The following is a 13,041-nucleotide window of genomic DNA, read 5'->3' as shown; positions in this document are numbered from 1 at the left end:
GGCCGGGCCGTGACCAGCTGGTTTCAGTCGTTTCCCTATTTCTTAAAAGAAGCGCTCCTCGACATGCGGGAGAACCGCGCCGTTGCGGCGCTCACCGTCATGACGACGATGATCAGCCTGATCTTGTTCGGGGCGCTGTGGATCGTGCAGGTAAATGTCTCCTATCTTATTGAAAACTGGAGAGAAAGATTCCAGATCGAGATATTCTTCAAGGAGGATACCACCCCTGCCCAAAAGGCTGCGATCCGGGCGCTGCTCATTAAGCACGAGGCGGTTGATCGAATTGCCGAGCGCTCGGCCACTGAGGCCCTCAAGAGTTTTCGCGTACAACTTGGACCCAACGCTGATATTCTCGATGGGCTGGGCAAAGAAGTTTTGCCCCCCTCCATGCAGGTGATTCTTCGGCCCGACTCGCGAACGACAGCGAACATCGAATCGCTCATGGCGAGGGTTCGTCTCATGCCGGGTGTTGAGCGTCTGAGAAACGATCTTGTCTGGCTCAGGCGGCTTGAGGGGGCGATATGGCTCCTGCGTCTTGCGGTTTGGACGGTATCGGTGCTCCTGGGGCTGGGCGTTCTTTTCATCATCGCCAACACGATTCGTCTAACGCTTTTCGCCCGAAGGGATGACATCGCCATTATGCACCTTGTCGGGGCGACCGATGGTTTCATTAGGACGCCCTACGTGACCGAGGGCGTTCTGTGTGGCGCGCTGGGGGGTGCCATGGCATATGCCGTGTTGTTGATGGTGTATCACGCGATATTTCTTCCTATGCTGTCAGGTTTCTCGGGGGTGGATATCTCGATTCAGCCCGGCGGCTGGCCGTTGGGCTTTATTTTGCTCGGCACAGGCGCGAGTCTTGGCTTTCTGGGCAGTTCGCTCACCGTGGGCCACTATCTTCGAAAGCAAAGGGAATAGCTTGATAGGCCTTATGCCTAAAATGGTGGTGAGTCGGCAGCTGGCTTGCGTTTTTACGTTTGTCTTGGCGCTGATGGTAGGGACTGAGGGCACCCCGACCCTGGGTGCGCAGACGCTTCAGGGACTAGATCGAGAAATTAAAAAAGATGAATCGCAACTTCGGCGAATAGAGGAGCGCTTGGCGAAAGAGAGAGATCTCGTGTCCAAGGGGCAACTTCAGACCGAAAGCCTACTCACGAGCCTTGATCGGCTCTCTGCGCGGCTGTCAGTTGAGGATCAAAGCCTCAGATTACTTGCCCGGCAGGAAGCTCGCTCTGTGGTGCGGCACAAAGAAATATTCGCCAAGGTCGAGAAAATGCGCGAGGAGCAGGTAGAGCGTAAAAAAAAGCTTCGTCAAAGGCTCCGAGCCCTCTATATGGGAGGAAGTGCCGGGAGCGTGCGTCTCATAGTGATGTCGCGATCGGTGTGGGATTTGGTCGATCGATGGTCTTTCGTGAGCCGTCTTACCCGCCATGATCAGCGCCTCCTATTGGGCTACCGGGAGGCTGAGGTGCGTCTGGGCGAGGCAAGGGCCGAGGCAGAGGCAGAGGTCGAGCGGCAATCTTCTTTGAAGAAAAAGCAGGCCCGTGTCAAGGCCCGCCTGGCGCGATACTATTCTCGCCGGAGTCGTCGGCTGACCCACCTTGAGAAAAACAAGACACGCCGTCGGCGGGTGGTAAAGGCGCTTGAAGGCTCTCGCGACGCTATGCGTGATGCCATCACCACATTGATGAAATCCAGGGATTCGAGAATAGACCGGGATGCCGTGTTGTTCGATAAAATGGAAGGGCGTCTGCCCTGGCCCGTATCAGGAAAGATTCTTAGGCAGAGCAATGGGAAGGCCAGCCGGGGAATCCGTATCCGAGCCCCGGAGGGCACCTCCATTAGTTCTGTGGCTGCCGGGGAGGTCGTTTACTCGGACTGGGTCCGAGGGTATGGTCGATTATTGATCCTACGCCATGGTGCGGGGATTTACACAGTCTATGGCGGGACCGGTGAGGTGCTCGTCGAGCGAGGCGAGAAAGTGGGGGCTGGCCGCGTTATCGCGCGTGTGGGGACGACTGGCGTCCTCGGAGAGTCTGCTCTTTATTTTGAGATTCGAAGAGGATCAATCCCATTAAAGGCGCTACAATGGCTTGCGCCTCGTGGATGAACGCGCCTCGAATTTTCTCTGGCCGTAATTTTGGGAGTGTTAGATATGTCAAAAAATCGTAAATTCGGCGGTTGGCTCCTCTGGTTAGCCGCAGCGGGGGGATTAGCCGTTGGGATTGCTGTAGGTCCTCTCGGGATTACCTCAGCGCGTGAAAAATCGGCTTATCCCGAGCTTCGTACGTTCACCGAGGTTCTCTCCCTAGTGGAGTCGAACTATGTCAACGAGATAGAAGGTCAGAAGCTCATCCGGGGAGCGATCCGGGGGATGCTGAAGACGCTGGATCCACATACGAGCTACATGTCTCCCGAATTCTATAAAGAGATGCAGGTCGAAACATCGGGTCGCTTTGGCGGGCTTGGCATCGAGATTACGACCCGTGGCGGCATTCTGACCGTCGTCACCCCGATAGAGGACACCCCAGCCTATCGAGAGGGAGTCAAGGCGGGCGATCAGATCATCGAGATCGAGGGGAAGAGCACCAAGGAGATGAACTTGCAAGGTGCCGTTCGCCAACTTCGTGGACGTCCCGGAACCAAGGTGACCATAACGGTTTTCAGGAAAAGCGAGGAGAAGCCGCTCAAATTTACGATTACCCGCGAGGTAATCCGAATTAAAAGCGTGGGGTCAAGGAAATTGCGAAACGGCATCGGCTATGTGCGGATTAGAAGTTTTCAATCCACCACGGGGCGCGAGGTGAGCAAGGCCGTAAAGAAGTTCGAAAATGAAAAAATCAAAGCCCTCGTCCTCGACTTGCGAAACAACCCTGGTGGGTTGCTCTCCCAGGCGGTATCCGTTTCTAATCTTTTCCTCGGGTCAGGCCAGCTTATCGTTTACACCAAGGGGCGAATGGAAAATCAGCAGAACCGCTATACCTCCTCTGAGGATGGATTTAAAACCAAGATGCCGGTAGTCGTTCTTGTGAATCCCGGAAGTGCGAGTGCCTCAGAAATCGTTGCCGGTGCGATTCAAGACCTTAAGCGGGCGACGATCATGGGCGAGAAAACTTTTGGCAAGGGGTCCGTACAAACTATCGTTCCTCTGACTGATGGTTCGGGTCTGCGCCTGACAACAGCACTTTACTACACGCCGAAAGGTCGCTTGATCCAGGGCAAGGGTATCGAGCCCGATATCATCGTCTCACAGCCCTCGCGCTCGTCTCGGAGGCGAATAATTCGGGAGCGGGATCTACCAGGACATCTCCCGAGCGAGGATGAGAAAAAAGGCATCAAGACGGTTAAACCATCGGATTCTGAATCGAGCGCCGCTGTTGTTCAGGGAGCGGAGCCTGGGAAACTAAAGGACGTCCAGTTGGAGCGGGCAATCGACTATTTGCTCGGAAATGCAAAGGCTGAAACCAAAGGCAGTGTCGGTTCTTGAAAATTGATTTGTTCCCCTGAAGTGCTTGGCGAGTGAAATAGTCGAGTGCCTCTTTGGGGCATTGTGTTTGGCCATCCGAAAATGCAATTCACTGCTGCTCGGGGAGGGTTATCTTCTCCCCAAGTGTTCCTGTTCCTGAACCAAACTCACTTTGATATAGAGTCATTTTTAGATTTTTTGTAGTGGTGAATACGAGAGGTGAATTTGTACGTTTTAGGAGTTGAGTCGAGTTGTGATGAGACGGCAGCGGCTGTTCTCGATTTCGAGGATGCCAGTTTGGCCCCTCGCGTTCTTTCCAATATTGTGGCGTCTCAGGATGATGTGCACAGCCGATTCGGCGGAGTTGTGCCAGAGCTGGCATCGAGGCGTCATCTCGAATCGATAGAACCGGTGATTCTTGCCGCGCTCGATGGAGCCGCAGTGAGTTTGGACGATATTGCCGGCGTGGCGGCGACACGCGGTCCCGGGCTGATAGTCGCCCTACTTGTAGGACTCTCGGCGGCGAAGGCATTGTCTTGGAGCAAAGGGCTCCCGCTGGTTGGTGTCAACCACCTGGACGGCCACATCCACTCACTTTATCTCGATAACCCCGCACCAGGCCAAGCGGGAGAGCCCGCCCCAGGTGCCTTTGGGGGACCTCCACCATATCCGCATCTGGCATTTGTCGCCTCGGGAGGTCATACGGATTTTTACCGTGTTGAGGAGCGGGGACAGGTACGTCATTTGGGCGGCACCCTCGACGATGCCGTCGGGGAGGCGTACGACAAGGTGGCGGCCACTATGGGACTGGGATATCCGGGGGGGGCAACAATTGATCGCCTTCACGGAGAATTCTGGAAAGAGAAGAAAAATGGTGCGAAACCATTGGAATTGCCAAGGCCATTTCTTAAAGACCGGCCTTATGAATTTAGCTTTAGTGGTTTGAAAACAGCTGTGTTAAATTATTTAAAGAAGAATGATTTCTACCGGAGCGACCGATCACTTGCCCCCTGGGAGCGCCCCCAGGAAATACCGCTTGATGAAGTGAGGCGGGTGGCGGCCGGGTTTCAGGAGGCGGCAGTTGAGGTTTTGGTGGAAAAGGTGGATGGCGCAGTGAAGGCCGAAGGGCTTGGAGCCGTTTCCTTGAGTGGCGGGGTGGCGGCAAACAGTCTGTTAAGGGAAAGGTTGTTAGCAAAATCTGAGGCGTCGGGCTGGACATTGCATCTTCCGGCCAGGCGTTATTGCACCGACAATGCAGCGATGATCGCCTGCTCAGGTGGATTTTCGCTCCTTCGTGAAGGGCCCGGTGCTTTTCACGATTTTCTGGAAATGGACGCTGACCCCGCCTGGGAGCTTTAATTAAGCGTGGACGAGATATTTTATATGGTTGAGCTGGAAGGATTTTACGATGCGCCCTGAAGAAGCCGGACCACCTGAGGCAGAAAAAAACATCGATAGACTGCCGCCTCCGCCTCAGGGCTACGATACCCCCCTTGAGATTGGAGGAGTGTGCCTCCGTGGTCGCCTTGTTATGGCGCCAATGGCCGGGTACACGAATCTGCCGTTCCGCCGCCTCGTGTCCCGGCAGGGAGCCGGTATGGTCTGCACTGAAATGGTGAGCAGCCAAGCCCTCGTTAGAAAACACAAGAAAACCTACAACATTATGAAAAACGAGGCAGCTGAAAAACCGGTTTCCATTCAACTTTTTGGAGCCGACCCTGTTCAGATGGGGGAGGCCGCAGCACTGGTCGAGGAGGCAGGTGCCGATTTTATCGATTTGAATTGTGGATGTCCCGTAAAAAAGGTCACGAAAAACAAGGCGGGCTCCGCGCTGCTCTGCGACCCCGACCGGGCGGGTGAGGTAGTCAGTGCGATGGTCCGCTCGGTGCGAAAACCGGTGACTGTGAAGATGCGAACCGGATGGGACACTATTGGTAAGGGCGGGGCCGAGCATTTTGCGCGCACAGTTGAGGATGCTGGTGCCTCAGCCATCACGGTACATGGTCGCACGCGGCATGATTTTTTCTCGGGCGGAGTGGATCTCGAAACTATCGCTCTCGTTAAGCAGGCGGTATCAGTACCGGTTATGGGAAACGGAAGTGTCCTCACGCCCTTTGATGCCATTGAAATGATCGAGGCGACAGGTGTTGATGGCCTGATGATTGGGCGAGGTGCAATCGGTAATCCTTGGATTTTCTCACGTCTGAACCACTGGCTTAAAACGGGCGAGATGCCATCGCCGCCGAGTCTCGCAGAGAAAAAAGAAATGGTTTTGGTTCATTTACGCGATCTGACGGAATCACTGGGAGAGCGACAGGCAGTTCTCCATAGCCGGAAACATTTGGCCGCTTATACAAAAGGATTTCCGGCAAGTGCCGCTTTCCGGGAAATGGTTAACCGGATTGAATCGATCAGCTCGGTGATGGAGGCGGCTGCCGAATTCTTCGAGCAGGCGACACTGGACAGAGTTTCAGGTGCCTCGGGAGGACTTCATGCGGCTTAAGGGCAGGCGGGCAGTTGTCACTGGTGGTGGACGTGGGATTGGACGCGCCATTGCACTTGCGTTCGCCAAAGAGGGTGCAGATGTCGCGGTTCTTGCGAGAACTCAAACCGAGATCGAATCTGTCGCTGCCGAGGTCGAGGCTTTGGGTGTCAGGGGATTTGCGGTCAGGTGCGAAGTGGGAAATTCAAGAGATGTGGAAACGGCGATGCGAGCGGCTGGCGACTATCTGGGCAGTGTCGATATTCTTGTCGCAAATGCGGGCATGATGAAACACGCGAGCGTTTGCGAAACTTCCGATGAAATGTGGGATGAGACGATGCGTGTAAACCTAAACAGCGTTTTTTGGTCATCGCGTGCCGTAGTTGATGCAATGTCCAAAATCGGATGGGGGCGCATTATCGTTATGAGCTCGGTGTCCGGCAAGGTTGGCGGCGCCAATCGGAGTGCGTATCACGCGGCCAAGCATGGTGTAATCGGATTCGCCCGCTCGCTTGCCCTCGAGGTGGCGGGAGACGGGGTTACGGTGAACACGATTTGCCCTGGATTCGTGGACACGAAAATGGTTGCGGATGCCGAAGATGATTTTGTACGTTACGCGGGAAATGGTCGGAGCGCCAAGGAAACGTTGGAAATGTTCCGGCAGAGCATTCCTATGGGACGCTTTCTCGATCCGACAGAAATTGCCGCCATGGCGCTCTATTTGGCGAGCGATGACGCGAAGGGCGTTACGGGGCAGGCTTTTACAATATCATGTGGGTCGGTCCAGGCTTGATGATGTTATGGTGATGTTGTTGCGCCGCCCGTTATGTTTATGTTGGGAGCGAGAACACGATGGTTCTGCGGCCCCGAAATAAGGCACAAGAAAAACAAGCTCTCCCCCGAAAAAGCCCCTCAAGGCCAAATCAGAGGAGAGTATATCTATCTCTAGCGTTGGGAAGATTTCTCCGGGCCATACGCCGATTTGTTCGCTTCTCTCTTGCTTTTGGCTTGATCGTCACCATGCTTTGCGGGGTCGCCGCAACTGGTGTCGGACTTTATTACTACCAAAAAGTCGCCGTCGAGCTGCCGAACGTTAATGTCCTTCGGAAAAATAAACCGAGTCTTGTTACCCGCGTGTTCGATCAAAGCGGAAGCCTTTTGCGGGAGTTTTATGTCGAGCGCCGTTTTCTAGTTACGCTCGATCAAATACCCGATGTGGTGATACAGGCCATCCTCGCGACCGAGGACGTTCGCTTTGAGGAGCACTCTGGAGTTGATTTGATCGGTATCGTACGTGCGGCGGTGAGGAATATTCTCGACTGGGGGGTGGTCCAGGGCGGCAGCACGATAACCCAGCAGTTAGCCAAATCGCTATTTTTGAATCCCAAGCGGACGATTGATCGTAAAATTCGAGAAGCTATCTTGGCCGTTCGAATCGAGCGGACATACAGTAAGCGAGAAATTCTCAATCTCTATTTGAATCAAATTTATTTTGGCGATGGCGCCTATGGCATCGAAGCCGCCGCTCGCGTTTATTTTGGTAAGAATGCGGAGGCTCTCACGCTGCCCGAGGCGGCGCTATTGGCGGGTCTTCCGCGTGCACCCTCCGCCTATAATCCCTTCAAATCCTACCGTCGTGCGCTTCGACGTCGGGCACATGTGTTGCGCCGTATGATCGAGGAAAATTTCATCACCCCGGATGAGTGGGCGAGGGCTGAAGTTACACCAATCCGCTTGGCGAAAAAATTGCCGGGTCGGGGAGATAGTGATTATGTTGTTGAGTTCGTCCGCAGAAGGGTTGAACGCCGTTTCGGTGCAGCCAAGCTGTATCGAGGGGGACTAAAAGTTCATACCTCTATTCGCCGCGAAGTGCAGCGCTCTACGGTTGCTGCCGTTCGGCAAGGAATTATCGAGGTCGATCGCCGCCGTGGCTACAGGGGGCCAGTCGGTTCGGTCGATTTGAGATGGACCCCGGAGCGGATTTGGCGTGCGGTCGACCAACTCATGGGAGAGCGTAGCAACAGGCGGGAGTTTCGAGAGGGCCGCTGGATGCCGGCGGTTGTCTATGAGTTGAAGTCTGATGTCGCTCGACTTCAACTCAAAAGAGGCGAGGCGATTCTTGATATCGAGAATGCCGAATGGGCGCGTCCGTTCGACCCCAGGCAAAATGGAAAAGGATTGGTTCTAGATAAATTCCAGGAAATTCTCCGGCGCGGGGATATCGTTTTGGTCCAGCGCCTTGAGCGCGAGAGACGGGGTGATTCTCTTAGGGGCGAGCCTGTGCCTGTGGCATTGGTGCAAGAGCCTGATGTTCAGGCGGCGGCTGTCGTGACGGAGCCTGCGACCGGCGCTATTAGGGCGATGACGGGCGGATACGACTTTGAGCGTAGCCAATTCAACCGGGCCTACCAGGCTGTGAGGCCACCAGGCTCTGCGTTCAAGCCCGTAGTTTATTCGGCGGCTATCAGCGAGGGTTGGACGCCTTCGGATATCATCATGGATACGCCAATCATTTTTCCGCGGAGCGGCCAGCAGGATTTCTGGAAGCCGACAAATTTCGAGAAGAAATTTTATGGGCCCACCACTCTGCGAGAGGCGATAGCCCGGTCACGGAATGTCATCACTGTGAAATTGGCAAACTCTGTTGGGGTCAGGAAGATCGTCAGGCGAGCTCAGGACCTCGGGATTCGCTCACCGTTGAAGAGAAACCTATCTATCGCTCTGGGTTCGAGTGGCGTTACGCTTCTCGAACTCACCTCCCTTTATGCAACGCTGGCCAACAGGGGGCGGCGCTTAGAGCCGCACGTTATCACTTATATTCAGGATTCAGACAATAAAACTGTCTGGAGTGCCGTTCCCTCAATCACGCAGGCGGTGCCTCCCGAGGAGGCGTATATCATGCTCAGCCTTCTTGAAAACGTGGTTCAGTCCGGGACTGCAGTCAAGGCGAGGGCCTTAAAGCGAGCTCTGGCCGGAAAGACGGGTACCACCAATGATTATCAGGATGCGTGGTTCGTAGGCGTCTCTCCACAATACTCGACAGGGGTATGGGTAGGCATGGATGATAAGTCCACCCTCGGCAGGAATGAAACAGGCGGCCACGCTGCGCTGCCGATTTGGATGAACATCACGGAGTCGATTCACGAGGGATTGCCCCGGAAAAGATTCAAGCGTCCAGCCAAGGTGAAAATTGTCACGATTAATCCACGAACCGGCCTGCGGGTTTCTCGGGGTACGAAAGGTTCTGTGAGACAGGCCTTCATCAAAGGTTCCGAGCCTTCGAGTTTTTCCGCTAGTTCGAGGGAAAAGACCAAAGGCCCATCTGATTATTTTAAGAGTGATACGGGCGCGGGAGAAGAGTCTGAAGGAATATTCTCTAAGCCTTCCTCCAAAATCGGAGATATCTCCAATACCATACCTTTTAGGTCAAAATCCAAATCGAGATCCAGTACAAGGCGCAAACGGAGAGGCCTCACTGCTCCAGCGTTCGATCCGTTTCGACCGGAGTCCAGTAGCCGTTAATCCGTTAGAGAGGATAATTAAGGTAGCGTGGGGTTCTGCCCAGAGACGCTGGAGGATGTTCCGTTGCTGATTTGTGGTGCGCCGTCCTTGATGGCAATGGCTCGGTGAGGAGTTACCATCTGAAGGTGTTCGATTTTTCGCCGCTTCACGGTCAGGACGAAAAGCTGTCTTTTTGTGTCACCGTCAGGGCCCATATCCGTTAGGCCCATGACTCCCTCGAAGCCGATTAGGCGGCTCAAGTAGGTCCTCATTTTATCGCGGGAATCTCCACCCTTGGCGAGCCCAGAAAAAACGATCATGGCTGCGTCGTATCCCAGTGCAGAGAAAATGTCTGGTTTTCGCCCGAAAAGCCGGATGAAGTCATTTGAGAAGCGAACGACTCTTGGCTCCTCGGAGTCCGGGAAAAATCCATCGACGAAAGTTGCGCGCTCAACGTATTTCTCTCCGTATCGGATGAGATCTCTGTTGTTCCATCCTCGTCCTCCGAGAAGGCGAATACCCTGCATGTTGTAAAAGGGTACCTGCGGAGATATGAGGACGGCCTTATCGTGATATGTGGGCACGAAAAGGGCATCGAAGGGAAGTTTTATTTTGTAGGGCTCATTTTTCTTGAGGCCAAGGGCACTCCTGCGCCGTCTCAATTGGGCGTCGGAGAGTCCACCAAGGGCGCGCATCTGAGGGCCAAAATCGTTGGCGGTGGGTGAGAAGGAAATCATTTTCACTACGCGACCGCCAAGCTTCCTGATGTCTTCAGAGAAAAATTCGGCCAGCTCCCTTCCGTCTCGGTCATCTGGATACAAAACGGCAAACCGTTCTATACCTAGGTTCTGAACCGCATAGGCAGCGATACCCTTACTTTGGAGTTGGTTGGTTAGGGAGTTGCGGAATACCATTGGGCTGCTCTTTTTCATGTCCATGCGTATCGCGAATGGTGTGATAAGCGGGGTATTTTTTTTATGCGCCACCGAGGCGGCTTCTTCCGTGGCAAGGCTGAAGAAGGGGCCGATGAGTGCGACTACTTTTTCCTTTTCAATGAGTTCTGTCGCTTTTGCAGATGCATCCCCCGCCTTTTGAGCTGTGCTGCGTGTGTCCCGGACCGCTAGTTGAATTCGAAGTCGGGAGTTTTGCTCCAGTGCATGCCGGAGGGCGAGTTGTACCCCCTGGTAGACTCTTTCCCCTGCGGCGGCTGCGGGTCCTGAAAGCGGCAAGAGAACTCCTACGCGCCCTTGCTTGACGTCGAGCTCGTCTCGAAGTTGACTTACAATTTTTCTTGTTTTTTCGATTTCTCGGTGTTTCGGGTAGTCTTTTAAAAAAAGTCTCGCGGCGGCGAGGGCGGTTTCAGGTCTGTTTTCAGCTATAGCGCGGTGAATGAACTCAAGTCTGAGAATCGGCCCCGCTGGCTCATTCTTAAAGCGTTTGGCAGAGGTCTGCACCTGGGTAGTTGTCAGGGACATTTTTGCCAAAGAAAAAATCCGTGCTCGGAGCAAGGAGGCGTTAGGAAGGGCAGGATGTAGCCCGAGTGCCTTGGCGTATGATTCGAGCGCGGCGTAGGGGTCTTTTCTTGATTCATATACCTCTCCTAGCGCTGCCAGCAAAAGCGCCCGCCGAAGCGTTGTTTTCTCTTTGCTCAGGCTGCCACGAAGCGGAAGAAATGCGTCTCGGTATCTCCCGCCAGCCTGAAGTGCGAGGCCTAGGAGGTATTCGCTTTCCTCATATAGAGAGGAGAGGGGGAAGCGTTTTTCAAGTGTTTGGAGGTATCGGGCGGCGGTGTCGAAATTCCTGTCAGCGAACTCATAGAGAGCCAAGTTGTATAAATCGCTGTCAGCTCGTGGGCCGTCTGGATTCGAGCGCAATTGCTTAGATATTACTTCGCGAGGTGTATTTGGTAGAGGTAGTGGAGAGGCCACCCATTTTCCGAGCGGCTGAAGATTGGGCAATCGAGGTGAGGGCGATGACTCTGGAATGGCAGGTGTACTCACTTCGGGCGTGCTTGTGGTTATTTGACGCGCTGGGGCAGTAGCAGAACCACACCCTATAGCTGCGAGGGCCAGTGTGCTGAGCAGTGCTGTAATCCAGAATTTATATCGGTTCATGATCACCGTAGTTGGCTCGTGTGGGTGTCCGTTAGGATGATAATCTCATATGAGGCTAAAAATGGGCACCCCCGGTTGCCACGGTTGGCAATTGTTCGTATGGGGTCGTATTTATACATCTCGAACTGTATAGGCAGTCTCGGTCAGCGAATTAAAAAAATGAGTTTTCTATGGTGTTAAAACCCGATGGAAGGTCGCCTGTATTCGTGAATTTGCATGGCCAGCCTCGCCAATTTAACCGCAAACGGTTTTCTGCTATTCGAAACCTCAGGTGGCGTCTTCTAGCCCTACTCCACTTTAAGCATTCCGAAGTGCTTATCCCAGCGTTGTTATTTTTTTTAACTGCCTTATCAACTCTCATGGCTGGTGCCATGCAGCGGGGCATTTACCCTGAAGCGATTTGGGGCGATCCGTCTCTGCTTGAGCTAGGGCTCCCGTTTTCGGCGACATTGTTGTTGATACTAGGGGCCCATGAATTGGGTCATTATTTTGCCTCCAGATTCTGGGGAGTCGACGCTTCTCTTCCCTTTTTTATTCCGGCACCGACACTTTTCGGTACTTTTGGGGCGGTAATCCGGATAAAAAGTCCGATTATGAGCCGAAAAGTACTTTTGGATGTCGCCGTCGCAGGTCCCCTGGCCGGAATGTCTGTGGCTCTGCCGGCCGTGCTTATCGGTCTTTCATTGTCCTCGGTTCTCCCCGCGGAGGGTCCGGACCACAGCTCCGGCCTTGGTCTTGGCACTTCTCTCCTTTTCAAGGCGGCGATGTGGATCGTGCTGGGGGTCCGTGATGCCGGTGAGGGGGTTAATCTTCATCCGATGGCTTTCGCTGGGTGGTGCGGATTTTTCGTCACTTCTCTCAACTTGATACCTGCCGGCCAACTTGATGGTGGACATATCGTGTTTTCCCTTTTAAGCCGGTGGCATCGCACCGTTTCCACCACGGTGGGAGGGTTATTGCTGGTGATGTCGTACTGGTGGCCGGGCTGGCTGCTATGGGCCATGGTCGCGCTTTTCCTTGGTCGTAGACGATATCCGCTCTGGGACCAAGGAGAATCTCTTGGAAAGGGGCGGATTTTTATTGGTTATTCGTGTATGATATTGATGTTGCTTACTTTTACATGGGTTCCATTATATATTCGTTGGTAGAATTTCCCGCCCAGGTCGAGACAAGTGTTCGGTAAAAAAAGCTTTCCACTAGCCATCGATATTGGCAGTCATGCCGTCAAACTGGTTCAACTAGTTCAAGGCAAAAACGGGACTTCTCTTGGCCGACTGGGCATGGCCTCGCTTGCCTATGGCGCTGTATCGGACGGGGCGGTTCTCGAGCATGAAGAAGTCATGCGGGCTGTTGAGGAGTTGGTGTCGGCGGAGAAAATTAAAGAGAAAAAAGTGGCTGTCGGAATATCGGGAAAGGCGGCCATCATCAAAACGATTCTTGTTCCTCCTGCAGAAGGTATTGCCGCCGAGGAGGCGGTG

At 53.9% G+C, this 13,041-nt stretch carries 10 protein-coding genes; 9 read left to right on the top strand and 1 reads right to left on the bottom strand.

Annotated features, from left to right (window positions below; translation table 11 throughout):
• Nucleotides 1-9 precede the first annotated feature (9 nt).
• The 7 genes from HOJ95_04100 to HOJ95_04070 all read left to right on the top strand — a co-directional run bounded on the left by HOJ95_04100 (nucleotide 10) and on the right by HOJ95_04070 (nucleotide 9,470).
• The gene (locus HOJ95_04100) at nucleotides 10-918 is read left to right on the top strand and encodes an ABC transporter permease (protein MBT6393864.1); all 909 of its coding nucleotides are present in this window, start codon (nucleotides 10-12) and stop codon (nucleotides 916-918) included.
• Between the two features lie 13 nt (nucleotides 919-931).
• Complete coding sequence (locus HOJ95_04095; protein MBT6393863.1) at nucleotides 932-2,110, top strand: peptidoglycan DD-metalloendopeptidase family protein; 1,179 nt, start codon at nucleotides 932-934, stop codon at nucleotides 2,108-2,110.
• Nucleotides 2,111-2,155: 45 nt separating this feature from the next.
• Nucleotides 2,156-3,487, top strand: a complete 1,332-nt coding sequence (locus HOJ95_04090) for a S41 family peptidase (protein MBT6393862.1) — start codon at nucleotides 2,156-2,158, stop codon at nucleotides 3,485-3,487.
• Nucleotides 3,488-3,676: 189 nt separating this feature from the next.
• Nucleotides 3,677-4,825, top strand: a complete 1,149-nt coding sequence (tsaD, locus tag HOJ95_04085; GenBank protein MBT6393861.1) for a tRNA (adenosine(37)-N6)-threonylcarbamoyltransferase complex transferase subunit TsaD — start codon at nucleotides 3,677-3,679, stop codon at nucleotides 4,823-4,825.
• A 49-nt stretch (nucleotides 4,826-4,874) separates the two neighbouring features.
• Entirely contained in the window at nucleotides 4,875-5,969 is a 1,095-nt protein-coding gene (gene dusB / locus HOJ95_04080; protein ID MBT6393860.1) for a tRNA dihydrouridine synthase DusB, read from the top strand.
• Nucleotides 5,959-6,741, top strand: coding sequence for an SDR family oxidoreductase (locus tag HOJ95_04075; GenBank protein ID MBT6393859.1), 783 nt, complete (start codon nucleotides 5,959-5,961; stop codon nucleotides 6,739-6,741). Before dusB ends, HOJ95_04075 begins: the two co-directional genes overlap by 11 nt.
• A 59-nt stretch (nucleotides 6,742-6,800) precedes the next feature.
• Nucleotides 6,801-9,470 carry a PBP1A family penicillin-binding protein gene (locus HOJ95_04070; GenBank protein ID MBT6393858.1) on the top strand — a complete coding sequence of 890 codons (2,670 nt, stop codon included), beginning with the start codon at nucleotides 6,801-6,803 and terminating at the stop codon, nucleotides 9,468-9,470.
• A gap of 17 nt (nucleotides 9,471-9,487) precedes the next feature.
• On the opposite strand, the gene HOJ95_04065 is transcribed toward HOJ95_04070, so the two are convergent.
• Nucleotides 9,488-11,275, bottom strand: a complete 1,788-nt coding sequence (locus HOJ95_04065) for an ABC transporter substrate-binding protein (protein ID MBT6393857.1) — start codon at nucleotides 11,273-11,275, stop codon at nucleotides 9,488-9,490.
• 458 nt (nucleotides 11,276-11,733) lie between these two features.
• On the opposite strand from HOJ95_04065, the gene HOJ95_04060 reads away from it, so the two are divergent.
• Together HOJ95_04060 and pilM are read left to right on the top strand one after the other, a co-directional pair.
• The gene (locus HOJ95_04060; protein ID MBT6393856.1) at nucleotides 11,734-12,711 is read left to right on the top strand and encodes a site-2 protease family protein; all 978 of its coding nucleotides are present in this window, start codon (nucleotides 11,734-11,736) and stop codon (nucleotides 12,709-12,711) included.
• Nucleotides 12,712-12,735: 24 nt separating this feature from the next.
• A partial coding sequence (gene pilM, locus HOJ95_04055; GenBank protein MBT6393855.1) for a pilus assembly protein PilM occupies nucleotides 12,736-13,041 on the top strand: 306 nt, incomplete at its 3' end.

Source organism: Nitrospinaceae bacterium, assembly GCA_018669005.1.
Taxonomy (GTDB): domain Bacteria; phylum UBA8248; class UBA8248; order UBA8248; family UBA8248; genus UBA8248.
This window is presented reverse-complemented; position numbering and strand designations above follow the sequence as displayed.